Source organism: Vibrio sp. Vb0349 (assembly GCF_033338975.1).
Genome location: NZ_JAWOTS010000007.1, coordinates 43,063 through 69,201, shown reverse-complemented (window position 1 = coordinate 69,201; position 26,139 = coordinate 43,063). Strand labels below are relative to the sequence as shown.

The 26,139-nt window shown below is 43.5% G+C and carries 19 protein-coding genes; 7 read left to right on the top strand and 12 right to left on the bottom strand.

What is annotated here, in order from left to right; genetic code table 11:
• Positions 1-132: 132 nt before the first annotated feature.
• The gene (locus R7Q47_RS10785; protein ID WP_085570005.1) at positions 133-1,056 is read right to left on the bottom strand and encodes a LysR family transcriptional regulator; all 924 of its coding nucleotides are present in this window, start codon (positions 1,054-1,056) and stop codon (positions 133-135) included.
• 378 nt (positions 1,057-1,434) lie between these two features.
• Between R7Q47_RS10785 and R7Q47_RS10780 the strand changes: the two genes are divergently transcribed.
• The 3 genes from R7Q47_RS10780 to R7Q47_RS10770 all read left to right on the top strand — a co-directional run bounded on the left by R7Q47_RS10780 (position 1,435) and on the right by R7Q47_RS10770 (position 6,832).
• Positions 1,435-2,604 (top strand): efflux RND transporter periplasmic adaptor subunit, encoded by a 1,170-nt coding sequence (locus R7Q47_RS10780; RefSeq protein ID WP_053304410.1) that lies wholly within the window; start codon positions 1,435-1,437, stop codon positions 2,602-2,604.
• Positions 2,605-2,616: 12 nt separating this feature from the next.
• On the top strand, positions 2,617-5,757 hold the full coding sequence (locus tag R7Q47_RS10775) for a multidrug efflux RND transporter permease subunit (RefSeq protein WP_318088968.1): 3,141 nt from the start codon (positions 2,617-2,619) through the stop codon (positions 5,755-5,757).
• A gap of 145 nt (positions 5,758-5,902) precedes the next feature.
• Positions 5,903-6,832 carry a LysR family transcriptional regulator gene (locus R7Q47_RS10770; RefSeq protein ID WP_318088967.1) on the top strand — a complete coding sequence of 310 codons (930 nt, stop codon included), beginning with the start codon at positions 5,903-5,905 and terminating at the stop codon, positions 6,830-6,832.
• A 1,233-nt stretch (positions 6,833-8,065) separates the two neighbouring features.
• Here the strand turns inward: R7Q47_RS10770 and R7Q47_RS10765 are convergent.
• Positions 8,066-8,965, bottom strand: coding sequence for a LysR family transcriptional regulator (locus R7Q47_RS10765; RefSeq protein WP_017821689.1), 900 nt, complete (start codon positions 8,963-8,965; stop codon positions 8,066-8,068).
• Positions 8,966-9,077: 112 nt separating this feature from the next.
• Between R7Q47_RS10765 and eamB the strand changes: the two genes are divergently transcribed.
• The 3 genes from eamB to queC all read left to right on the top strand — a co-directional run bounded on the left by eamB (position 9,078) and on the right by queC (position 11,036).
• Complete coding sequence (eamB, locus tag R7Q47_RS10760; RefSeq protein ID WP_025768137.1) at positions 9,078-9,662, top strand: cysteine/O-acetylserine transporter; 585 nt, start codon at positions 9,078-9,080, stop codon at positions 9,660-9,662.
• Between the two features lie 308 nt (positions 9,663-9,970).
• Positions 9,971-10,312: a helix-turn-helix domain-containing protein gene (locus R7Q47_RS10755; RefSeq protein ID WP_025768136.1), complete on the top strand. Its 342-nt coding sequence runs from the start codon at positions 9,971-9,973 to the stop codon at positions 10,310-10,312.
• A gap of 67 nt (positions 10,313-10,379) precedes the next feature.
• Positions 10,380-11,036: a 7-cyano-7-deazaguanine synthase QueC gene (gene queC / locus R7Q47_RS10750; RefSeq protein WP_005377298.1), complete on the top strand. Its 657-nt coding sequence runs from the start codon at positions 10,380-10,382 to the stop codon at positions 11,034-11,036.
• Between the two features lie 310 nt (positions 11,037-11,346).
• On the opposite strand, the gene queE is transcribed toward queC, so the two are convergent.
• On the bottom strand, positions 11,347-11,997 hold the full coding sequence (queE, locus tag R7Q47_RS10745; protein WP_005377296.1) for a 7-carboxy-7-deazaguanine synthase QueE: 651 nt from the start codon (positions 11,995-11,997) through the stop codon (positions 11,347-11,349).
• 216 nt (positions 11,998-12,213) lie between these two features.
• Between queE and R7Q47_RS10740 the strand changes: the two genes are divergently transcribed.
• Complete coding sequence (locus R7Q47_RS10740) at positions 12,214-13,023, top strand: Cof-type HAD-IIB family hydrolase (protein ID WP_017821691.1); 810 nt, start codon at positions 12,214-12,216, stop codon at positions 13,021-13,023.
• A gap of 160 nt (positions 13,024-13,183) precedes the next feature.
• Here the strand turns inward: R7Q47_RS10740 and R7Q47_RS10735 are convergent, their stop codons facing one another.
• The 9 genes from R7Q47_RS10735 to R7Q47_RS10695 form a co-directional block, all read right to left on the bottom strand.
• A complete protein-coding gene (locus tag R7Q47_RS10735) occupies positions 13,184-14,629 on the bottom strand; it encodes a bifunctional NUDIX hydrolase/phosphatase PAP2 family protein (protein WP_318088966.1) in 1,446 nt (481 codons plus the stop codon).
• Between the two features lie 385 nt (positions 14,630-15,014).
• On the bottom strand, positions 15,015-16,346 hold the full coding sequence (locus R7Q47_RS10730; RefSeq protein WP_248486631.1) for a trypsin-like serine protease: 1,332 nt from the start codon (positions 16,344-16,346) through the stop codon (positions 15,015-15,017).
• Positions 16,347-16,537: 191 nt separating this feature from the next.
• Positions 16,538-17,017, bottom strand: a complete 480-nt coding sequence (locus R7Q47_RS10725) for a GNAT family N-acetyltransferase (protein ID WP_005377290.1) — start codon at positions 17,015-17,017, stop codon at positions 16,538-16,540.
• A 189-nt stretch (positions 17,018-17,206) separates the two neighbouring features.
• Entirely contained in the window at positions 17,207-19,084 is a 1,878-nt protein-coding gene (locus tag R7Q47_RS10720; RefSeq protein WP_213874499.1) for a propionyl-CoA synthetase, read from the bottom strand.
• A 77-nt stretch (positions 19,085-19,161) separates the two neighbouring features.
• A complete protein-coding gene (gene prpF, locus R7Q47_RS10715; protein ID WP_222712538.1) occupies positions 19,162-20,358 on the bottom strand; it encodes a 2-methylaconitate cis-trans isomerase PrpF in 1,197 nt (398 codons plus the stop codon).
• A 9-nt stretch (positions 20,359-20,367) separates the two neighbouring features.
• Positions 20,368-22,959, bottom strand: a complete 2,592-nt coding sequence (acnD, locus tag R7Q47_RS10710) for a Fe/S-dependent 2-methylisocitrate dehydratase AcnD (RefSeq protein WP_054579505.1) — start codon at positions 22,957-22,959, stop codon at positions 20,368-20,370.
• Positions 22,960-23,115: 156 nt separating this feature from the next.
• The gene (prpC, locus tag R7Q47_RS10705) at positions 23,116-24,258 is read right to left on the bottom strand and encodes a 2-methylcitrate synthase (RefSeq protein ID WP_005377283.1); all 1,143 of its coding nucleotides are present in this window, start codon (positions 24,256-24,258) and stop codon (positions 23,116-23,118) included.
• A gap of 133 nt (positions 24,259-24,391) precedes the next feature.
• Positions 24,392-25,288 (bottom strand): methylisocitrate lyase, encoded by an 897-nt coding sequence (gene prpB / locus R7Q47_RS10700; protein WP_042523753.1) that lies wholly within the window; start codon positions 25,286-25,288, stop codon positions 24,392-24,394.
• Between the two features lie 12 nt (positions 25,289-25,300).
• On the bottom strand, positions 25,301-26,014 hold the full coding sequence (locus R7Q47_RS10695; RefSeq protein WP_005377279.1) for a GntR family transcriptional regulator: 714 nt from the start codon (positions 26,012-26,014) through the stop codon (positions 25,301-25,303).
• Between the last annotated feature and the right edge of the window lie 125 nt (positions 26,015-26,139).

Here is a 26,139-nt window from a genome sequence, read left to right as displayed (position 1 = left end):
CACTACTTGTGTTGTTTGAATCGAGTGAAATTATGAACAGTGGCAATTATTTTTAAAGTGCAAATTCAACCATATTCTATGGATAAATATAAACAAGCCCTCAATCTAAAACATTATGTCCTAGTACTCATATTAGTTGAGATAATCCATCCAAACAGGAGGCGTCCCTATTATTTTTTGAACAGTATCAATGAATAGTTTGGCTAATGGTTGTTGATTTCGGTGAGTATACATTGCATATATTTCCCCTATTGCGGGAAGATTATAATCAGGAAGCAACTGGACAAGATCTTGTTTACTCAAACTCTCCTGAAGAAAGAACTGCCCTATTAAAGCATACCCTAGATCAGATTTTACGGCATCGAGCATTAACTCAGTTTCATTCACGAAGTACTGCCCGTTGATATTATACGTTCTAACGTCGCTTGATGACTGGCTTGGCGCTATACGTAGTTTATCCGCCTTAAAGTTAGCATTAGAGTATATTACTGCTGGCATTTTTATAAGCTCTTCTGGAGAGCTCGGGGCTCCATACTTGTCAATAAAACTCTTCGATGCAACCAGTGCCATATTATTGCTTGCCAACTTACGCACTATCATGTTGGACTCTCGGATTGGTCCGATACGAAACACAACATCAAAACCTTCGTGGATAACGTCGACTCGATTATCATCGAGCAGCAGCTCTACAGTAATGTTTGGGTACTGTTTTATAAACTCTTTAACTGCCTGATTTAAGTATGCTCTGCCAAAGAAAGTGGAGCTTGATATTTTCAAGTTACCCTTCGGTTCATCCTGAAATGTAGCAGCAATACTACGAGTTTCGGTTAGAACCTCTCTTACTTTCTTGGCTTGCGCCACCATCTCAACACCTGCATTGGTCAGGGATAGCGAACGCGTGGAACGGTTTAACAGCCGTAAGCCCAATTCATCCTCTAGCTTTTTGATCTGTTTTGACAAAGCTGAACGATCTATATGATTTCTGTCAGCAGCCTTAGCAAAAGTTCCGTATTCAGAGACATCCAGTAGTAATTCAAGTTGGCTTGCGAGATCCACTGCACAATTCCTTATTTAGTTTTTATTCTTTATGTGATGGGAAATGGATTTTACAAAATTAATTTCAATTTTTTATGGTTCAAATTGCATCAGTGAATTGCAAATAATGCACGAATTAAAAAAGCTTTAATTTTCGTCGCTATCTTTAGCTTCTGTTTAGTTATTCCTATCTATTATGGCTTATTACATTTAACAATACTCCACGTCTTTAAAACCCTAAACTGACCTTTTTCAAACCAAAAAGCGAGCATTTTGACCAATATTTAATCGTGCATTTTTATCACTACTCTATGTTCGCTGAGGGCCTATTTACCCACAGGTACAATGAATACAATGCCGTTCCTTTTAGTATGAACAGAATCATTTAGGGCGCGACAAATGTTAAAGAAAGTTTTCGGCATTGGCCTTTTATCCGTTTTAGCTGCTTGTGCAGACGAAGAGATAACCAAACAACCTAATACTCCCTTACCTACGATAGACGTCTCCAAAGTCATCTATGAGCCCGTTCAATCGTGGTTCACCTTTACAACAAGGCTCCAAGCCCCAGAGAAAGTTTCTTTAATGCCACGCGTTTCCGGTGTTATTGAAACGGTAGAGTTCAAAGACGGACAGAGTGTCAACAAAGGCGACTTACTCGTCACTCTTGATGATCGAACCTTCAAAGCTCAGGTCTCACGACTTGAAGCGCAAGTTAAGAGTGCTCGAGCTGCGCTAGAGCAAGCAGCAAACGAACAAAAGAGAGCCGCTCAACTTGTTAAGCGAAAGGCCATCTCAGCGGAACAAGCAGAGGCCCGAGATACCGCAGTAAAACAACGCTCTGCAGAACTAATGGCTTTGCGTGCTCAGTTAGAATCCGCAAAGTTAGATCTTGAGTTTACGAAGATATATGCCCCTATTAGCGGCACTATTTCAAGAGCATTCATTACTAAAGGAAACAATGTAAACGCAAATCAAAGCGTTATATCAAACATTGTCTCTAACGATCAGGTATATGCATACTTTGATGTCGATGAGCGAACTTGGAACCGTTACTTCTCGACAATCAATGCCGACTCTAACTTACCTACTCGTCTTGAACTATCTGGACAAAATGGGCAAGAGTTTTTTGGACGCGTTGACTTTGTCGACAACTCCATCAACGAAAACACCGGTACTTTGCAGGTTCGAGCGGTATTCGATGCAACAAAATCAAACTTAAAAGTGGGATCGTTTGGCCGAGTTCAGATATCAACAACCAAACCAGTTGAACGAGTTCTCGTTCCAGAGCGTTCTATTGGCACAGATCTAGAAAACCGCTTTGTATTAACACTCAATGAAGAGAATACGTTGCAATACAGCATCGTAACCTTAGGCGAACGTTACGGAACATTTCGTGCCATCGAGAATGGCTTGAACGCCGACTCAATTATTGCGGTAAATGGCCCAGCAAAAGTTGGCCCAAATAGCAAAGTCACACCAAAAAATGTCACGCTAGATATTAGCAACACTTCATTGATTATGGCTTCAAACTCAACATCGTTGCCAAACAAACGTTTAGCTCAAGACTAAGAAGACAACCGAATGAAATTTGCACACTTTTTTATTCAAAGACCCATATTTGCCTCTATGTTATCGCTATTGATATTAATAGTAGGCGCAATTTCACTTTTACAGTTGCCTGTGAGTGAATATCCAGAGGTTGTCCCTCCTACAGTGGTAGTTACAGCAAACTATCCTGGTGCGAACCCAAAAGTAATCGCAGAAACAGTTGCTACGCCTCTGGAGCAAGAAATTAATGGTACAGAAAACATGTTATATATGTTTTCGCAGGCAACCAGTGACGGCAGAATGACATTGACCGTAACCTTTGCTTTAGGTACGGACTTGGACAAAGCTCAGGTTCAAATTCAAAACCGCGTCACTACAGCTTTGCCCCGATTACCAGAAGCCGTCCAACGGTTAGGAGTTGTTGCCGAAAAAGCCTCTCCTGATCTCACTATGGTTGTGCATATATATTCTCCAGATTCTAGCCGTGAAGTCAGTTATTTAGCTAACTACGCTAATTTAAACTTGAAAGATGAGATAGCTCGGCTCGGAGGCGTCGGTGATGTGCGCCTTTTCGGTGGTGACGAGTACTCAATGCGCTTGTGGTTAAATCCAGATGAGCTCGCTTCTAGAAATCTAACCGTAATGGACGTTGTCTCCGCCGTCCGATCTCAAAACCAACAGGTGGCAGCAGGCTCATTAGGTGCGCAACCAGCCGCTAATGAAAACCAATTCCAAGTTTTGTTGAACGTAAAAGGCCGCTTGGAGAATATTGATGAATTCAACGACATTGTAGTAAAAGTTGACGAAACAGGGGCTTTGACACGTCTTAAAGACGTTGCACGCGTAGAGCTAGGTCAAAACTCTTATGCACTGCGCGCCTTGTTAAATGGTAAACCAGCGGTGGCGATGCCCGTATTCCAACGCCCTGGTGCTAATGCTATTGAGCTATCTAATCAGGTTCGTTCAACCATGGACCGTTTACAAGCAGCCTTTCCAGCTGGAGTTTCATATGAAATAGCCTACGACCCGACCGTCTTTGTTCGTGGATCGATAGACGCGGTAGTTCATACTCTGCTAGAGGCAATTGTACTAGTTGTTGTCGTAGTCATTTTGTTTTTGCAAACATGGCGCGCGTCTATCATCCCTATCATTGCGGTGCCTGTTTCATTAATCGGTACGTTCGCCGTAATGCAAATGCTTGGAGTATCGATTAACACGCTTTCGTTGTTTGGGCTTGTTCTCGCCATAGGCATCGTCGTCGATGACGCCATTGTCGTCGTCGAAAACGTGGAACGGAACATCCATAATGGACTTGCACCACTAGAAGCAACGAAACAAGCAATGACCGAAGTTACCGGGCCAATTATTGCAATTGCTTTAGTGTTATGTGCGGTGTTCATCCCGACGACCTTTATTACAGGGTTATCCGGTCAGTTTTATAAGCAGTTCGCACTAACAATTACGATCTCGACGATTATTTCAGCAATTAACTCGTTGACGTTATCGCCTGCTTTATCAGCACTGCTATTACAAGATAAGAACGCAAAACCCGATCGGCTAACCAAGCTCTTGGATGCGGTTTTTGGTAAGTATGTTTTTGCGCCATTCAATAGAATTTTTGAGTATAGCTCGAACCAATATCAAGCTCTGGTCAAGAAGCTGATTCGCTTTAGCCTTGTTGTTGTGGTGGTATACATTGCGTTACTCGGGGGAACGGTTTCTCTATTCAAAGCTGTTCCTGGAGGATTCATTCCTCAACAAGATAAGCAGTATTTAGTTGCGATCGCCCAACTTCCAGATGCAGCAAGTTTAGATCGAACAGAGTCCGTTATTAAAGAAATGGAAAACCTCGCGCTGGCAACACCTGGCGTAGCACAAACCATTTCTTTCCCAGGCTTATCGGTCAATGGTTTTACTAACAGTCCGAATAGTGGCATCGTTTTTGTTACGCTTGAGGACTTCGATAAACGAAATGATCCAACTCTCGGAGCAAATGCGATTGTTGCATCTTTGAATAAGAGCTTTTCAATCATTGATGAAGCCTTCGTTGCGATTTTTCCACCACCACCAATCCAAGGACTTGGCTCTACTGGCGGCTTTAAACTTCAAATCGAAGACCGTGCGAACAAGGGGTTTGATGAGCTCTTCAAGCAATTGAACTTGGTAATAAGTGAGGCATCAACAAGACCCGAGCTGATGGGATTATATTCCACATTTCGTATACAAGTGCCGCAGATGGACATCCAAATAGATCGTGAACAAGCGATGCTGCAAGGTGTTCCTCTAGAGCAGGTTTTTGATGCGCTTCAAGTTTATTTAGGATCATTATACGTCAATGACTTCAATATGTTTGGTAGAACATACAAAGTGAATGCCCAGGCAGACATGAACTATCGTCTCGAACCTGACCAAATACTTAACTACAAAGTAAGAAATGCTGCCGGACAAATGGTTCCTCTCGGCGCTGTACTGGAGATCATACCCACGATTGGGCCTGACCGCGTGATGCACTATAACGGCTACCCTAGTGCAGAACTAAACGGCAGTCCTGCTTTTGGTTACAGTTCAGATCAAGCCCAAACGGCTATTGAGGAAGTACTGGATCAAAACCTAGCAGAGGGAATGGTTTATGAATGGACTGATGTAACCTACCAGCAGATTTTGGCTGGTAACACGATGGTGTATATATTCCCACTTGTTGTCTTGTTAGTTTTCATGGTGCTAGCTTCGCAGTACGAGAGTTTAAAACTGCCATTCGCTATCATTTTGATCGTTCCTATGACCATTTTTTCTGCACTAGCAGGTGTTTGGTTCATTGGTGGTGACAACAATATATTCACACAAATTGCTTTGATTGTCCTTGTGGCTCTAGCGTGTAAAAATGCCATCTTGATGGTGGAGTTCGCTAAAGAACTTAAAGACAATGGCCAAGATACCTTATCAGCGATTTTGGAAGCATGTCGTTTACGTCTTCGACCGATTCTAATGACATCAATTGCATTTACCGCTGGTGTTATTCCATTAATGATTGGTACAGGGGCCGGAGCGGAAATGCGACAAGCAATGGGTGTTGCCGTATTCTCGGGTATGGTAGGCGTAACGGTATTTGGATTACTACTCACACCTGTTTTTTACATGTTAGTGAGTCGAAACAAAAAACGTCAAACACTATAACCATAATATAAATACTCATTTAAATTCATACTAAAGGGAGCTATTGCTCCCTTTTCTTTTGGTTATTAAGTATATTAATAATTTCTAGACAGAGCAGTAGTTATACATGAAACTAATACGCTAATATCTAACTTGGATAAACATTGTGGATTTAGCAAATAAACTACACCTGCTTTTAGAAGTCTCTAAAGCTGGATCTTTTGCAAAAGCAGCAGATGGGATGAATATCGACCGCTCTGTTTTATCTAAACACATCAAGCAGTTAGAAGAGCACTTAGGCGTTAGGCTATTAAACAGAACAACTCGCTCTCTTTCATTAACACAAGTCGGCCAGCAAATAGTTGAAAAAGCAGACCAAATATCTCAACTCCTTGATGATACTCAACAAATAGCGGAGAACTTTCAGACTGAGCCTTCAGGGAAAGTACGAATTTCAAGCTCAACATTATTTGGAAAACTCTATCTACAACCTTCGATAGAGAAGTTTTTACATAAGTACCCAAAAGCAAGTGTTGAACTAATGCTAGATGATCTTTATGTAGACGTGATTAGAAGTAATTTTGATATTGCTTTTCGAATCGGACCTATGAGGGACTCATCAATGGTAGCAAGAAAATTAGCAAAAAATACGACTGCAATCATTGCTTCTCGAAACTTAATTGAAAAACATGGTAACCCAGAAACGCCTGATGAGTTAGTTAAGCTACCTTTTATTATTTATTCAAATGGTAATTTTATTGTCGACAAACTTAAATTCTACGACAAAGAAAAATCAGATGGTTTAGATACATACCCAATATCAGGGTCATATATGGTAAATGAAGCTGAGCTAATAATTGAAAGCGTAAAGTCAGGTCTGGGCGCAGCACTTATAGGTCAATTTATGCTTCCTAACAACCTAGAGTCTTCTAATTTAGTTCAACTTTTACCAGAATATGAAACTCAAGATTTTGGTGATATTTATGCTATGTACTCACACCGTCAGCAATCACCATTGGTTAGGGCATTCATTGATATCGTTCAAGAAGAAATTGGCATACCACCAATATGGGAAAAGCATTTCAATAAAAGCTAGGTGATTCTATTTAACCAAAATTAACATAAAATAAAAAATCAAATAAAAACAATAAATTAAACCAGCAACGTTTAATATTCATCGAAGTTTAATGTTAGGTGAATTAAGTTCCATTCTAAATGGCGCTTAATTCACTAAATATAAAAAATTCTTGATTTATAATACTAACAAATCCATCACCTATACAAGTTACGATGTATATTGAAGAAAAACACACCTCGGTCACTAGTTTGTTAGTATATAAAATATCTTATCTTATTTTTTTGGTTATTTATACGTTAGCAACGATTTACTTTAGCGTAAAAATGGACAAAAGCACATCGGAGAACTCTCTTATAGAAATGACTCAAATAGCATTTGTGCTTTTTTCATCGTTAATGTGTTTGTATAAATCTAAGGAATATCTTGAACTCAAACACATATTAGTAATAATGTCTTCATTTTTTATGGTTATATTCGTTAGAGAAATGGACTACCACATAGAGCAGTATTTCTCTCACGGTTCATGGAAGTACCCTGCTTGGATTATAATAGTCTCGGTCTGTTATTTTTGTTTTAATAACATAGTTAACATAAAAAATGAGGTCAAACTTTTCATTTCTCACTCTAGCTTCACGACATTAACGATTGGCTTTTTCATTGTTTTCTTATTCTCACGCTTTGCAGGGTATGGTGATTTTTGGGTCGAGTTCATGGGGAACTCATACAATAGAGACGTGAAAAACTTGGTTGAAGAAAGCTTAGAGTTACTAGGTTACGCGATACTTTTAAACGGTGTTTTACTTATTAAAGTAGAAAACCACTAAGTATAAACAAAAGTTCAGAGCTTGTAGTTCAAGCTTTGAACTTTTTTGGCTAAAAAAAAGCAGCAAATTATATTTGCTGCAAATGATGAAAAAAACAATATGCGTAAGTTAACTTCCTAGCAATGGATGCGTTAACGAGTTAATAATAACGAACCGTAACAATTAAGTCTCGTTGAAAATAATCCATAAAGAATGGCATTTATTACACTGTTAATTATGTAACCTTATCTAATCTAGTTATCACACGCCGTGGTTTTTATATCTTATCTCTTTCCGTCAATAAATAGCTCTTCACATCAGATCCCATTTATCATCCCACAACAGTCGGATTCACAACAAAGCAATAAAAATCAATAAATTAGAAGTAGCCACTTAAAAAGTAAAAAGGAGTAAAAACGAAACTATGTCAGATAGAACATATTAAAGATCACCGACTCTGAGTAGAAAACCGTTCATACTCGTTACGCATACAATCAATAAAGACTTCCATCGCCGGCGTCACACACTTCCCAGCATGATAAGCACAAAGTGGCTTGATCATCTGTGAAAATTCGGTGAACTCAAGCTCTTGTAAACTGCCCTCTTGCAACTCTTTTTCAACCGTAAAACGAGGTAAATAAGAGATACCAATATTACTCTCAACGCAATTTTTGATCGTATTAATACTGCTAAGTTCGATCATGTTGTCGATGCTAATATCACGCTCCTGAATAATGCTCTCAAACATCTGTCGAAAAAGGCACTTAGGGCCATTGCTTATAAACCCTAAATCAATATGTTGCTCTCTCTTCTTTAAATCTAGCCCTTTTAAAAGCGGTGAAGCAACCAATACCAGTGGCTCCTGCTCAAACTCGTGGACCTTGAGCGTATCGTCATTACCTACTCGATAAAACACACCTAAATCAGCTTTATCCGCTATCAACTCATCTCGAATCTGATAGCAATTTTGTGATTGCAGAGAGAGTCTGACATTGGGCGCTCTGATCCTGAACTCTTTTAAAACATTAGCCATCTTATAAGCAAGTTGAGTCTCAGCAACCAGCACTTTCAATTCACCGGTCGGCTCCGAGTTTTCTTGCTGTGCTGTTCCCTCAATATTTTCCATCACTCGCGCCAGTTCATAGACGTAAGGCAGTATCTTTTCTCCTGCTTGAGTCAAAACCATCTTACGCCCTATTTTTTCGAACAGCTGCAGAGACAGATCTTGTTCCAACTGCTTGATTTGAAAGGTGACGGTTGATTGCGTGCAATAAAGCTTCTGTGACGCTTTTAGAAACGATCCTTCTTCAACAATAGCTTTAAAAGTAAGAAAGCGTTTTAGATTCATGACTAGACTCCACAACCAACAGTTCAATAAATTAAAAGTCTAAGTTTTAATTTATTCAATTTTTTAATCAATTGTAGCGAAGTATAGTGCAGTAAAAACAGGAGAGATAGAGATGACAGCCATCTACACCGCATTTTTTACTTACGTAATCATTACTTCAATTACACCAGGGCCAAACAACATTTTATCGCTCAGCATCGCGACGCAATATGGACTAAAACGCTCTACAAAAGTGATTTCGGGGATGTTTTGTGGCTATGTTGTTTTGATGCTACTTTGTGGCGCTTTCACGTATAACATGATCAGCCTCTTGCCCGTGATTACACCTTGGCTAACATGGATTGGAGCAGCTTACATTGTTTGGTTGGCTTGGGGGCTTGCTACGAGTGAGATCAAAACTTCATCGGATAATTCTAAAGGTATCAGTTTCTTAACAGGTTTAGGTTTGCAGTTCGTTAATGTGAAAATCATTCTTTATGGAATTACCTCTATTTCTACGTTCGTACTGCCCCACACTCAGAATATCTACTGGATCTTAGCGACTAGCCTCATTCTTGCTTTGATCGCACTTCTTAGCAACGTAGTTTGGGCCGTTGCAGGAAAGCTACTTCAATCGCAATTCCAGAGATATGGCAAAGTCATCAATATGAGCTTAGCAGCAGCTCTGATCTATTGTGCGACACAGTTATTTACTTAAGTATATAGTTGATCATCAAGAACAATATTGCTCTTCAACTTAGACGACTACGTTTATGTGAAGAGCAAATTCTGCTCTACAAATCGCTGCGGTTTCTCGTGCCCTTACTCGCTCCTCCCGCGCCTCCATACGGCAGTTTTTGAAGAAGTAGATTCAACGTCACTTAATCAACCTAAAGATACGAAATCTTGTTTAGCTATACATACACGGCCTTGGCGACCTCGGCAATAACTAAGCATTACTTAGTATACACAAATCAGAAAAACTAAGATAATCTTAGTCATCCAAGTCCTTCGTATGAACTTTAAGTGTTGTTTAATAACCCACTCCCAGCCCGCCTTAAGCATGCGCGTAAACAAGCGAATCTGTCCCAAAAAGCACTGGGCATCCGTATCGGCATGGATGATAGTTCTGCAAGTGCAAGGATGAACCAATACGAAAGGGAGCGCCATACTCCCGACGTAAAAACGCTCAAACTTATCGCAGATGAGCTAAACGTACCTCTAAACTATTTTTTTTGTGAAGATGAAATCACCGCTGAACTTGCTGTGAATCTCCACAAGCTGTCAAATGATGACAAGCAAAGAGTGCTTGAGAGCACAGCCCAGTTGATTGCGGACGCAATCGCTACGAACAAGTCGAGTACGTAATTGGGATTAAACGCCTAAGAATACGTATCAATACCAAAGAATCAAAGAGCATAACTAAGGGTTCAACATGGCTACAACAAAAGCACTTGTGGTTTTTTCCGGTGGGCAGGACTCTACGACCTGCTTAATCGATGCATTAAATACATATGATGAGGTTCATGCTATAACGTTTGATTATGGCCAGCGTCATTCAGATGAAATAGATATCGCTATCGAATTAGGTAAGCAACTTAACATCAAAAGCCACAAAGTCCTGGATGTAAAATCAATTAATGAGTTAGCGATAAGCTCGCTGACAAGAGACAACATTCCGGTATCTAATGACTTAAGCGACGCTAACGTACCCAATACATTCGTTCCAGGGAGAAACATCCTCTTTCTTACTTACGCATGTATCCATGCTTACCAGCTTGGTATTCAAGACATCATTACGGGAGTTTGCGAAACAGACTTTAGTGGTTACCCTGACTGCCGAGACAACTTTATTCGCTCTCTAAATCTCTCTTGCAATTTAGGTATGGATAAAGCCTTCAATATTAAGACTCCTTTAATGTGGCTTACTAAAGCAGAGACCTGGGCTCTAGCTGATAAGCACAATATGTTGGAGTTTGTCCAAAACAATACGTTAACATGTTACAACGGAATCGTTGGTAAAGGCTGTGGTGAATGCCCAGCGTGCCTACTGCGACAAAGCGGCTTAGAAGAATACTTAGCGAGCAAATAGTCTTTGTTAGCGGTAATAGCGCTGGGATAAAACCTTTTGCGTTAGCTTCTAAACGTTTTATCTCAGCGTGAAACTCCAGCCAACAGAGCTTTATTTTGATGCCGCCAGATTGGTGGCATCAATTAAATGCGAAACGATTGTCGAACCAAAGATAGCACTACACCACAACAGCCAACACTGCTTAGCTTTTACAACGCTATAAATTGCTTAGATATATCGACAATGTTTCGATAGCAAAGCTACCAACGGCATTACTCGCGAAACCGGGATTAGATAGAAAAGCTACCTCGAATGATGACGAGTCTCTCGTCTAAGCAATACTCAAATATTTATGAGTTTGAACAGACAAACGCCAATTGCGGGCAATACACGTATCAATACACAATTGCGTAGCACGAGGCTTCTGGCTAATTGGTTGTAGTGCAATGATAGTCTCAGCCGCTACGTTCGCATTTGCTAAAAGATCATCAAGGTGGTCGATGTCTTTCTGGGTACCGACTGGATGCTTAATCTCATTTGCCCGCTCTAACGCGCTATTAAGCACTGGTAATTTACCTTTCATTGCTACTTTTGGTGACACTGTCACCCACGTATTTTCTGAAGTAATCACTTCTGATGTGCCACTGGTTTCAATTTGGCATTGGCACCCCATATCTTCAAACGCCTTTGTTAAAGGGCGCAGATCATAAATACAAGGCTCTCCACCAGTAATCACGATATGCTTAGCATTAAAGCCTTGCTGTTGATATTGCTCTACGATGTTCTCGGCAGATGCAACACACCACGTCGGAGAGTCTTCCGTTTTCACCAGAATATCGCCTATTTGACGTTGATCATTCTCATCTGCATACCACGTTTGTTTGGTATCGCACCATGAGCAACCAACCGGACACTCTTGAAGCCGAACAAAAACAGCAGGGACTCCAGTGAAAACCCCTTCCCCTTGGATGGTTTCAAACATCTCATTTAGCTTATACAACGCAGAACTCACTCAACTCATAACATTTCGAGGCGAAGACCATAATGGACACGCGTGTCTAGGTCAATTTAAACCAAAAATTAATTGTTAAAATAGACCATTTTGTAGTTTCATAGCGTAATGAATATAGGTTTCTGGTTAACGTTAAACCAAGCCTTATTCACTGACAGCTCCCAAAAAACTTTAAGGTAAGAAATGATGTATAAACTGATCGCACTAGATATGGATGGCACGCTACTCAATAGTGATAAAGCCATTTCTGAAGAAAACAAACAAGCGATCGCAAAAGCTCGAGAAGCAGGCGTTACTGTCGTTCTCGCTTCTGGTCGCCCATTAGAAGGAATGCAAGACAAGCTCGACGAACTGAATATCCATTCCGATCGAGATTTTGTTCTTTACTACAACGGTTCGATGGTCAAGAACGTAGGCACAAACGACATCATCCACCAGCAAATCATAGATGGTAAAGCTGCAAAATTGGTGGCGCGAAAAGCCGAAGAGCTAGGTGCGTACGTCCATGCTTTTAGTCAAGTTCATGGTTTAATCACCAACGAACACAACCCTTACACCGATATTGAAGCAAAGATAAATGGCTTAAATGTCACCGAGATGAACTTCGAATCACTAGAAGACGATCATCCAATCATCAAAGCTATGATGGTTGCAGAGCCAAGCAAACTAACAGAAGTTATAGCAGCACTGCCAGCTGAAATGCGCGAAGCGTTTACGGTTGTTCAAAGCGCTCCGTTTTTCCTTGAGTTTCTTAACCCTGCGAGCAACAAAGGTATTGGTGTTGCCGCAATTGCCGAGTATCTGGGAATTAAACCGGAAGAAGTTATCTGTATGGGTGACGCAGAAAATGACCACCACATGCTGAAATACGCTGGCCTTGGTATCGCGATGGCAAATGCAATGGAAGAAACCAAGCAAATCGCTGACTACATTACGGCAAGTAATGATGAGCACGGTGTCGCTAAAGCTATAGAAAAGTTCGTGCTCAATGCATAGCCCTTTCCGCCATGTCTGTTGCGTTAAGCTTCTTACGTTTAACATCCCTAGCCGTCCAAGATAGGCAAGCGGCGTTGTTCGAGGACTAAACGTGTAAAAGCCTTGCTGTAATGCAAGGCTTTGTTTTTACTTAAATACTAATAGATAACAAATACAGCCATCAATCTAGCAACGTTTTGCTCGGTTGGTTTTCACAAGTCAGCTTCCTTGCAAGCAGCATAAATAACAACATTAATAATGGATAATGTAACGTCGACAAGACTAATGACCACAAACCGCTAAACGATACGATATTAGCCGAGTACAAATAGAGTTGATCAACAAGCAACAATGCCAGCGTCACAAAGATCATCTGCCGAGTATCTAAATGTGCTTTCGACTCTTTAAATGTCATGACCAACGCTGATGCAGTGATTAAAATTGCTAGCCAGCGACCAAACACAGGTAATGGCCAGATGACGGAGATGACCGCTGTTGCCACAGTCATAATGAACCAGACGCCTTTTGAGCTTAGAACTTGATCAACGTTCACATCTTGATTTGTTTCCAATCGAAGAACATGCCAAGCCACCAAGCTGCCTAACAGCGCGCCAAATAACATATCTAAAATAAAGGCACTGCCGAGGAAAAACTTACCTAACACCACTGTAAGAGTGATGAACACGAAGACTGCCGTTGTTCCATTCAAACCGAAATACTGGGTTCTATGAAACAAGAACGTCAGAACACAAAACCACACAGCGATAGGCAAGCTAGGAAAACTAAAGCCAAAGCTGTGCGTTAACTCCATCATTGGTATATAGACATGTGGGCGCGGTAACGAAAAGCCTTGTTGAGCGACAAGCACCATAAGCGACGTTGCACTAATTGCAAAAAAGAGTCGGTACACAAACCGGCTACCAAAGCGCATCATGGCAAAAGGAAATAGAAAGAGTAGTACCGTCGGTTCTGTCAGGTCTGTAACCAGTTTCGAGATCTGACTAGCTACCTCGTAACTCGTTTCTGACAACGCCCCTACCCAACTCTGTAAATCTATCAGCCACGCCAATTCAACCTGACGAAATGAAGGCGCGGATTCGATCAGCTGAGTCACATAAGATACTGATTGCTTGGTAGCTTGATCAAAAAACTGAGTGACTTGTGGCCATTGCTCAGGGTAACGATACAAAGATGATGGTAATTCAGATGGGCTAAGCAGCATCGCTGACGCAACTTCTACTCCATAATGAGGGGCAAACCAAATAGGCAGTTCATTTCCACCTAAAGAATTATTCATAGAAAAAGCGATAATGTCAGAGTCTGATATACAGTCGTAAAAAACCGCAGTGTCCGTTCTGCCAAGCTCCTCTCCAACCGTAACCACTATACCGGTTTCTTCCCACGTTTCTCGTTGAGCAGCAACTTGTGGAGACTCACCATCAATAATGGTTCCGCCAGGTAGAGAAATCTTATCCGTTAATACTTCATGAACGAGCACTAACTTGTCATCAGCGCGAACAATACAGAGCGCTCCTTTAACTTCGCTCGCAGTGGCTTTAGCCGTAGAGATCGGTGAAACAGGTAACAAAATAAAACAAAGGATGAGTAATAACAGCTGTCTCAACACAAAATATGACCTTAAATAAACATAATGATAACCAATGAATCATGGCAGTTAATCTTATCTTTTTCGACAAAAATTAAGTAACGAGTTATGCCAAACTGAGTTGATCGCGTAAAACCTGATCTCAACGCTCACTGGAGAATAATTTAATGCAAACCTGACAAAAATCAGACAAAACATAAAATGTTGATCGCAATTCTGCCAGTTATATAAAGATAACGTCAGGACAAAGTCATACACATTTTGTGGGTTCTCATAGTTGACACAATAAAAAAGGGCTTATTATTCGCAAACAATAAACCCCAGTTATGATAACTATGTACTGATCGTTGAAACCAAGAATGAATCTTATCTCATGGTCAACGAATCAAATTCACTGGCCCGATAGTTAGTTAGACGTGCAATTCGCATCACCTACTTTTTGCCAAACACCCCAAGGCCCTGAGTCTGCTGGATTATCACCTTGAGTCCACCACTGCGCTTGCCAAACTTTACCATTCCAAGTGACCGTATCTCCTTTGAGATACACTAAGCTGGCTTGCCATACAGTTGTACAGCTATCTGTGGGAGGCGTTGTCACCGTTTTCGCTTGAGCGGATACTAACGCTTGGTATTGTGTGCTGGTCTTATCAATGTTGAAGTTCAAAACCACTCTTGCTTCTCCGCTCTGAGTAGCACCAAATTCAACATCAACACGACAACTTGCATTCATTGCTAACGTCGCCTGAGAGCACTGATCATTGGCAATAACAGCTGCATCAGTAACACCCGAAGCAAACGCGCGAACATTTTCCACAGTGAACGTGGTGCTCCCTGAATTCTGGATAACCAAGCTATGTTGCTGTAACTCCCCAACATTAAATGATGCCAGTGTCTGTTCGGTGGTGTATCCAACAGAAACATTTTCTTTTGGTGGTGTTGCTGTTCCGATAACACCATCGACAAAATTGCGCATAGCAGCGATATCGCTATAAACCCCATACATACCAGGACGAGCACAACCTATTCCCCAACTGACCACACCAAGTTGAGTAATTACACCACTGCGATTAATGACGATTGGACCACCACTATCTCCCTGACAAGAATCTATCCCACCTTGAGGAATACCCGCACAGAATGACACTTCTCCAACCGTTGTGTAGTTGCCACCGGCTTGACGGCAAGTCATATCCGACACAAGTGGGACGTCAACCTCTTGCAATCGAGACGGAGAGCTTCCTCCTTCAGAAGTTCGCCCTAAGCCAGCAACACTAAGCCAATCTCCGATGCTCGCGTATTGCGTTAGACTGCCATTCGCAATCTCAACTGAAGAAACACCTTGAGGCACAGAGTCGAGCTTCAATACCGCGAGGTCATGAGAAAGCGTCGCGCGGCGATATGCCGGGTGCATATGGATCTCACTGACGTTTGCACGAACACCATCACTACCGTTATAAACAACGCCACCGATTTTAACCGCAATCTGACTCGGAGAATCACCCTCAACACAATGTGCAGCAGTCAGGACGTAACCATTCCCGATATAACTGGCCCCACAATATGATCGGTTACCATAACGACTAACAATTTGGGTGTAGAATTTCCAGTCACGTGGGTCGGCAGTTACTCCGCCTACGATCTGGGGTTGGATAGTATGATTTTGCGTCTGTGACAAATCATCAGCACTTGCGAACATTGGCAAAACGGCTAAAGCAAGTAACGATTTTGTTAGTTTCAAAATATTGTCCTCTTGTTTTTGTAAGCACGATCCTCGTGCTACTAATAAACAAGCAGACAAAAACGCCGATACCAATGTGGGTGCATATCAATTTGTTAACATTGCGAGCAACTTATAGAGAAAAGTCTATTGACGAACTGAATGATTTCAATTCGATAGAACCTAAATCACAATATTAAAGTTAAATACGATTATTCGTTCAGCGGTTTTCTTAAATAGTGGATATGATGTGCAAATCCTTGTTTTTCATACAAAGATATTGCGCCCTGGTTAAAATGCCATACTTCAACAAACATCTGTTTTGCACCGTAATCAGAGAACGTTGACTCAATTTTATTAATCAAAGCCTGCGCCGTACCTTGTTTTCGATATTCAGGCAGCACATAGAGCTCATCCACGCTTCCCATCATAACTGGCTGGCTGACGGTAGAAATAAGTTCACAGAAGTGACCAGAAATAAAGCCAATAATTTCATCTCCTTGTTTTGCTACGTAAACAAGGCACTCAGGGTCATCAATATATCGAGCAATGCTTTTTTCTTGTTCTATCTCCTCTGCCGTTTTGAAAAGCTCAGGAGATTGAAGATGATGCTCATCATGAAGCTCGAACATAAGATCGTTGAGCAACTCTAGGTCGCTAAAACACGCAGGTTTAATCGCAAACGTGGTCATACAAAGGGTCACTAAAAATGGAATGGCTGTAGTTTGTGAGGAAAACGTCGTATTGGCAAGTCACAAATGCTTTCACGATACGTTTGTACTGTTTGAGCAACAAAAAAGCCCCTGTACTTAATAAACGTACAGAGGCAGAACCAACCTACAGAGTTCGAGGATCAGGGGTTAGTTAGAATTGAGTTTTTATCAGCGTCGTAACACTCGCTCAATTTCGTTCAAGCTACTTGGGTCATCAATCGTTGACGGAACGGTGTATTTTTCACCATCAGCTATTTGACGTATAGTTCGACGCAAAATTTTACCTGAACGTGTTTTCGGTAAACGGTCTACAACCAACGCATGCTTGAAGCAAGCAACTGCACCTATCTCACTACGCACTTTGCCAACAAGCTCACCTTCAAGGTCTAGCTCATCCACTTTGACGCCGTCTTTCAGTACAACAAAACCAAGTGGAAGCTGACCTTTTAGATCATCGTGGATACCAACCACCGCACATTCTGCAATCGCTGGGTGGCCTCCTACTATTTCTTCCATTTCACCTGTCGACAATCGGTGTCCCGCGACATTAATCACGTCATCAATACGTCCCATAATAAACAGGTAACCGTCTTCATCCAGATAGCCACCATCACCTGACACGTAGTAGCCTGGGAATTGGCTAAGATAACCAGTTTCAAAACGGTCATGATTACGCCAAACCGTTGGCAGACAGCTTGGTGGTAGCGGACGTTTTAATGCGACAAAGCCTTGTTGGTTAGGCCCGACAGCCTCTCCAAGTTCATTCAGAATTTCGACCTGATAACCCGGAATGGGCTTCGTCGAAGAACCAGCTTTAACTGGCATCATTTCGACACCTGTCGGGTTGCCAGCGATGGCCCAGCCCGTCTCGGTTTGCCACCAGTGGTCAATAACGGGCTTGTCCGCTTTGCTCTGAACCCACTCCAGTGTCGGAGGGTCAAGGCGTTCTCCCGCCATAAAGATGGTTTTCAGATTCGACAAGTCGTACTGTTTTAAGTGCTCGCCTTCCGGGTCCTCTTTCTTAATCGCACGAAACGCCGTTGGTGCAGAGAACAACGCATCTACTTTATATTCATCACACACTCGCCAAAATGCGCCAGGATCCGGTGTTCGAACAGGCTTGCCTTCGAATAGGATAGTAGTGCAACCGTGAATCAGTGGAGCGTAAACAATGTAAGAGTGCCCGACTACCCAGCCCACATCAGATGCCGCCCAAAAGACGCCATCTTGAGGAATGTTATAGATTGCGCTCATGGAGTACTTCATCGCGACAGCATGACCACCGTTATCACGCACAACGCCTTTCGGCTTACCTGTCGTACCCGATGTATAAAGTATGTAGAGCGGCTCGGTTGCTAACACCGGAACACAACCATGTGGCAGCGCTTGGTTGTACTCTCGCTGCCAATCTAAGTCTCTATCTTGGTTTAGCTCAGCGTCGCACTCTGGACGTTGGAAAACAAACACTTTCTCAGGCTTCCAACGGCTGTCCATAATGGCTTTGTCTACCATTGGTTTGTATGGAATGACTTTGTTGATCTCAATCCCGCACGACGCCGTCATGATCACTTTCGGCTCTGCATCTTCAATTCGTACAGCAAGCTCATTAGGAGCAAAACCGCCGAATACTACGGAATGAATCGCCCCCAAACGCGCGCAGGCAAGCATCGCCATTGCGGCTTCTGGGATCATCGGCATATAAATAACGACTCGGTCGCCTTTTTCAACACCTTGAGCAGACAGCATGCCAGCAATTTTTGCTACTTGGTCACGTAGATCGCTATAGGTGTACGTGGCTTTACGACCTGTCACTGGCGAGTCATAAATGAGTGCAGTATTATCACCGCGTCCTTGCTCGCAATGGTAATCTAATGCTAACCAGCACGTATTCATTACACCATCTGGAAACCAACGTTCTATGCCGTTTTCATCAGATTTCAAGATAGTTTTAGGAGATTCGAACCAATCGATATTCTCCGCTTGAGCGCGCCAAAAACTCTCCGGTTCATTCTTCGCCCATAAGTATTCTTTTTCGTATGAAGACATATTGCTTCCTCCAGTATGTCCTGACATTGCTCTCGTTCTACTCAAAGATCGCTCTTTTAATCCAAAGATCGTCTCTTTTAATCGAAGACATAGAAGGGTACACGCACAAATCCCTCCATCAGTATTCTCGCACTTCGGCTCATAATGGCTTTTTGCACCACCCAGCCCTGCTCAGTTTGCTTCGCTTGTGCCCCAACTTTTAACGTTCCTGACGGGTGACCAAAAGTCACGGACTCTTTTTCACCGCCACCAGCGGCTAAATTCACTAACGTTCCGGGCACACACGCAGCAGAAGCGATAGCAACGGCTGCTGTTCCCATCATTGCATGATGTAGCTTGCCCATCGACAGCGCGCGAACGAGCACATCAATATCCGACTCATTAACGGCTTTGCCACTTGAAGACAGGTAACTTTTCGGTTTAGAAACAAACGCTATTTTCGGCGTATGTTGGCGTGTTTGAGCTTCTTCTAAATCAGAAATCAGGCCCATTTTTAACGCGCCATATGCGCGGATGGATTCGAACATCGCTAATGCTGTGTCATCGTTGTTGATATCGTCTTGCAGCTCGGTGCCCTGATATCCTATCGATTCAGCATCAATAAACATGGTTGGTATGCCCGCGTTAATAAAGGTCGCGTTGAACGTACCCACATCCGGCACCACCAAATCATCAACTAAGTTGCCCGTTGGGAACATACTTCCTTCGCCATCGGAAGGATCAACAAAATCCACTTGAATCTCTGCCGCTGGAAACGTGACACCATCGAGTTCAAACTCTCCAGTTTCCTGGACAAAACCATTGACGATTGGCACGTGAATCAAGATGGTTTTGCTGATGTTCACCTGCCAAACACGCACCGTCACAATGCCATTTTCTGGAATGCGATCTTGTGGGATCAGACCAGCATGAATGGCGAAAGGACCGACAGCGGCAGACAAGTTGCCGCAGTTACCGCTCCAATCGACGAATGGTTTGTCGATCGACACTTGACCAAATAAGTAGTCAACATCGTGATCGGCTCTGCTGCTGCGCGAAACAATCACTGTTTTACTGGTGCTTGACGTCGCGCCCCCCATGCCATCAATTTGCTTCGCGTAAGGATCAGGGCTGCCAATAACGCGTAGCAACAGTTTGTCACGTGCGGCTCCAGCCACTTGCGCTTCTTGAGGCAAATCCTCTAGGTTGAAAAAGACACCTTTACTCGTGCCGCCACGCATGTACGTCGCGGGCACTTTTATTTGGCTTGTTTGATTCGGAGTATTATTTGACATACGCACTCCTTATTGTGCCAAGAAATCTTGCGCGAAACGCTGCAGAACACCGCCTGCGTTGTACACGTGAACTTCGTCAGCGGTATCTAAGCGACAAGTAACCGGAACATCGACTTTATCGCCGTTGCTGCGTGTGATAACCAGCGCTAAATCAGCGCCCGGCTTGATTTCTCCAACCACGTCGTAAAGTTCCGTACCATCCAGCTCTAGCGTATTGCGGTTAACGCCTGACTTAAATTGCAGTGGTAGTACGCCCATGCCAACCAAGTTAGTACGGTGAATACGCTCAAAGCCTTCAGCAACAATGGCTTCTACGCCTGCCAGTCGAACGCCTTTTGCTGCCCAGTCACGGGATGACCCCTGACCGTAATCCGCGCCAGCCACCACGATCAATGGTTGTTTACGATTCATGTAGGTTTCAATCGCTTCCCACATACGAACCACCTGCCCTTCTGGCTCTACACGCGCCAGAGATCCCTGCACGACTTCGCCGTTTTCCTTCACCATTTCATTGAACAACTTTGGGTTAGCGAAGGTCGCGCGTTGCGCCGTTAAGTGGTCACCACGGTGAGTCGCGTAAGAGTTGAAATCCTCTTCTGGCACACCCATTTTCGCTAAGTATTCACCTGCTGCGCTGCTTGCGAGAATCGCGTTGGATGGTGATAAGTGATCAGTGGTGATGTTGTCGCCCAGAATCGCCAATGGACGCATGCCAGACAATGTTCTTTCTCCCGCTAGCGCACCTTCCCAGTACGGTGGTCGGCGGATATAGGTACTCATCGGACGCCAGTCGTACAGCGGGTTGGGATTTTGCTCTTGATCATTCAGCTTAAACATCTGAATGTAAACTTGCTTAAACTGCTCAGGTTTAACATGAGTACCGACAACTGCATCGATCTCTTCATCGCTTGGCCACAAATCATTTAAGTAAATTGGTTTGCCATGTTGGTCAGTGCCCAGTGCATCGCGCTCGATATCAAAACGAATCGTACCGGCCAACGCATAAGCGACAACCAATGGTGGTGAAGCCAAAAAAGCTTGTTTGGCGTACGGATGGATTCGACCATCAAAGTTACGGTTACCAGAAAGCACCGCTGTCGCATATAAATCACGGTCGATGATCTCTTGTTGGATTTTTGGATCCAGCGCACCACTCATACCGTTACAAGTTGTACATGCGTAACCAACAATGCCAAAGCCAAGCTTCTCTAGCTCTGGTAATAAGCCCGCTTCTTCCAGATACAAGCGTGCAACTTTAGAACCCGGAGCAAAAGACGATTTCACCCAAGGTTTACGTACAAGACCAAGTTCGTTGGCTTTCTTCGCCACAAGACCAGCAGCAACCACGTTTCTTGGGTTACTAGTATTCGTACATGAGGTAATAGCAGCGATGATCACTGCACCATCTGGCAACTCGCCTTCTTTCTCTTCCCACGCTCCAGAAATACCGCGCTGTGCCAACTCAGAAGTTGGTAAACGACGATGAGGGTTTGACGGACCAGCCAAGTTACGGCTAACTGATGATAAATCGAACTCAAGTACGCGCTCGTAAACGGCGCTATCAAGATCGTCTGCCCAAAGACCGGTTTGTTTTGCGTAATTTTCTACTAGAGCAACTTGTTCTTCATCTCGACCAGTTAGTTTCAAGTAATTGATGGTCTGCTCATCAATATAAAACATGCCAGCTGTTGCGCCGTATTCTGGTGTCATGTTTGAAATCGTTGCGCGGTCTCCGATCGTTAGATCACGTGCGCCTTCTCCGAAGAATTCAAGATATGAAGATACCACACGCTCATTACGCAGAAACTCAGTAATCGCGAGAACAATATCCGTTGCGGTAATGCCCGGTTGACGTTTACCCGTCAGTTTGACACCGACAATATCTGGTAGACGCATCATTGATGGTCGGCCAAGCATGACGGTTTCAGCTTCCAGACCACCGACACCTATCGCAATAACACCAAGAGCGTCTACGTGAGGCGTGTGACTGTCCGTACCCACACAGGTGTCAGGGTAGGCAATGCCCTGCTTTGCTTGTACCACAGGAGACATTTTTTCCAAGTTGATTTGGTGCATGATGCCATTCCCAGCTGGAATCACGCTGACGTTTTCAAACGCTGTTTTACACCACTCGATAAAGTGAAATCGGTCTTCATTACGGCGCTCTTCAATCGCGCGGTTTTTGTCGAAGGCATCAGGGTCAAAGCCCGCATGTTCAACCGCTAAAGAGTGGTCAACGATCAATTGTGTCTCAACCACTGGGTTCACTTTTGCAGGATCGCCGCCCTGATCTGAAATGGCATCGCGCAGACCCGCTAAATCGACTAGAGCGGTCTGACCAAGAATGTCATGACAAACAACGCGTGCTGGATACCAAGGAAAATCAAGATCGCGTTTGCGTTCAATTAACTGTTTCAGGCTATCTGTCAATGTGTTCGGGTCACAGCGACGGACCAGTTGCTCAGCTAGCACGCGAGAGGTATAAGGGAGTGTTTCATAGGCTCCAGGAGAAATGGCATTGACGGCTTCGCGTGCATCAAAATAATCCAGTTGAGTTCCCGGAAGCGGCTTACGATATTGGGTATTAATATTTGTGTTCATGGTTTGCTTCCATTCAGTCTTTACATCTTGCCTTCATCAAGGTTTTCCATTGCTCCAGAAACACAGTGATGAGAGGATCTCCTTCCTCTGTTAGAGAGAATGACAAAGGAAGGAGGTGGTCAACCAAAGCATATAATGCCCTCGTTGACCTTCGCGCTAGCGATTCTCGATAGGCACCCATTCTTGATGATCTGGGCCCGTATAATCGGCACTTGGGCGAATAATACGGTTATTGGCACGCTGTTCATAAACGTGTGCAGCCCAGCCCGTTAAACGACTCATCACAAAGATTGGGGTAAATAGTTTGGTTGGAATGTCCATGAAGTGGTAAGCCGATGCATGGAAGAAGTCCGCATTACAGAACAGACCTTTCTCTCGCTTCATCACTGATTCAACACGCTCAGAAACCGCATATAGATGAGTATCACCAACTTGTTTCGATAGCTCTTTGGACCATCGTTTTATTAAGGCGTTGCGAGGGTCACTTTCACGATAAATCGCGTGACCGAAGCCCATGATCTTGTCTTTATTGGCTAGCATTTTCATGATGTTCGCTTCCGCCTCGTCGGGCGTTTGCCAATCTTCAATCATTTCCATCGCCGCTTCGTTCGCACCGCCGTGAAGTGGCCCACGAAGCGTACCGATTGCCGCCGTGATACAAGAATGAATGTCTGACAACGTTGATGCACAAACGCGTGCTGCGAATGTAGAAGCATTAAACTCATGTTCAGCATAAAGAATGAGCGAGCAATGCATCACTTGTTTGTGCAGCGCAGATGGCGCTTTGTCTGTAAGTAATCGTAAGAAGTAACCACCGATGCAATCTTCAGTCTGATCCTCGGTGTTGATACGCACGCCATCATGACTAAAGCGGTACCAGTAACAGATGATGGCAGGGAACAAGGCTAGCATACGTTCGGTTGCTTTCAGTTGCTCCTCGAAGCTCATTTCCTGCTCTAGGTTACCCAATACAGAACAACCCGTGCGCATTACGTCCATTGGGTGTGCGCTTGCAGGAATTAACTCTAAAGCTTGTTTTAGCTCGGCTGGCAAACCTCTAAGGCTGAGTAGGTGTGTCTTGTACGCATCAAGTTCTTGTTGATTCGGCAAGTGACCGCGTAACAGAAGGTGAGCCACTTCTTCAAACTGTGCGTTGTTCGCAAGATCAGTAATATCGTATCCACGATAAGTTAAACCAGTTCCCGTTTTTCCGACAGTACATAAAGCTGTGCTTCCTGCGCTTTGACCACGAAGGCCCGCGCCACCTAATTCTGCTTTCTTTTCTGCAGTTTGAGACATTGTTTGAACTCCTTTTCTGTCTGACTTTTCCCTCTCTGGGGTGTTTTTAGCCAAACGAATTTCACGTTATTAGATGAGATAAATTCCGATTATCTTTTTCTTGGGCTTCCGTCTATTTTTGCTTTTCCCCCCGCTATTTCCCTTCAGAGAATAACTGGTCAAGTTTGTCTTCGTAGTCGTGGTAATTCAGGTGCTGATACAACTCTTTACGTGTTTGCATCGAATCAACCAGTGCTTCCTGATTACCCACTTCTAGCAAATGTTTGTAGACCGTTTCAGCAGCTTTGTTCATGGCACGGAACGCACTTAATGGATAAAGCACCATGTCCACTTTTGCTTTTGCAAGCTCATCGCAGCCGTACAGTGGCGTTGCGCCGAACTCGGTAATGTTGGCCAGAATAGGAACGTGCTTTCCAGTTGCTTGCTCAAGTGCGTTTGAGAACTGAAGGTACTGATCCAGCTTGGTCATCGCTTCTGGGAAGATCATGTCTGCGCCAGCTTCCACACACGCAATCGCACGCTCGATTGCGCTGTCCATGCCTTCAACAGCTAGCGCGTCTGTACGAGCCATAACCACGAAACTTTCATCATTGCGTGCGTCAACCGCGGCTTTTACGCGATCAACCATCTCTTGCTGGCTGACTATTGCTTTGTTCGGACGATGACCACAACGTTTCTGTGCGACTTGGTCTTCCATGTGCACCGCTGCCGCGCCTGCTTTTTCCATCGCTTTGATCGTGCGAGCAATGTTAAATGCACCGCCAAAACCCGTGTCGATATCAACCAAAAGAGGCAAATCACATGCGTTAGTGATGCGGTCAACGTCAACCAAAACGTCGTTTAATGTTGTGATACCGAGATCCGGCAATCCGTATGACGCATTTGCGATACCGCCACCAGACAAGTAAATCGCTTGGTGACCCAAGTTTTTTGCCATCATGGCGCAATACGGGTTTATAGTGCCGACAATTTGTAGTGGATTATTTTGTTCAATGGCGAGTCTGAATTTCGCTCCCGGTGTTAAGCTCATGACGAATTCCTTCTAGTCTTTGTCTAAACTTTCTGTATGTATAATTTGAGATTGGATGAGCTTTCGACTTCCTGATATGTGTCTTCTCATCAACATTTCTGCAAGCTCTTCATCGCGATTGCGAATGGCTTCCAAAATGAATTTGTGTTCGGTGAGCGCCTCATTCGGGCGAGATTGCGCACGTGGCGACTGGTAACGATACATCCGTAATAAGTGATAGAGTTCATCACACAGCAGAGATATTAACTTACTGTTTCTGCTCGCTTGGATGATGCGATAGTGAAAATCAAAGTCACCATGTTGATGGAAGTAAGACGCGCCTTCCATTTGGTCTATATGCTTGGAATGTGTCGACAATAGCATTTCCAAGCTTAAGAGCTCTTCTTGCGTAATGTGTCGCGCTGCTAACCTTGCTGCCATGCCTTCCAATGCTTCTCGAACGGCATAAAGTTCTATCAGCTTTTCCGGAGAAAAAGTGGTCACTCTGGCCCCAACATGAGGAATTCGCTCGATGAGCCCTAGCCCCTCTAAGCGCATCAATGCTTCACGCAAAGGCCCACGACTGACTTGATATTTCTTTGCTAGCTCAGGCTCTGATATCTTATGGCCAGGCTTCACATCGCCATTAACAATGACTTCAATCAGTGTTTCGGTCAGCGTTTCGGATTTGGTGTGTTCTTTCTCAGAACCCAGCACTTTATAACGAGCTTTCAACTCAGAGTTCATATTCAGATACTCTTGTTACCGACATCGAAATGTCTACAATTTCTTAACCTGAATATAAAGTAGCCGATCAAAGTGTCGACAATCAAGTAAATTGTCGACAATTTAGACTAAGGTCGTAATTTAAA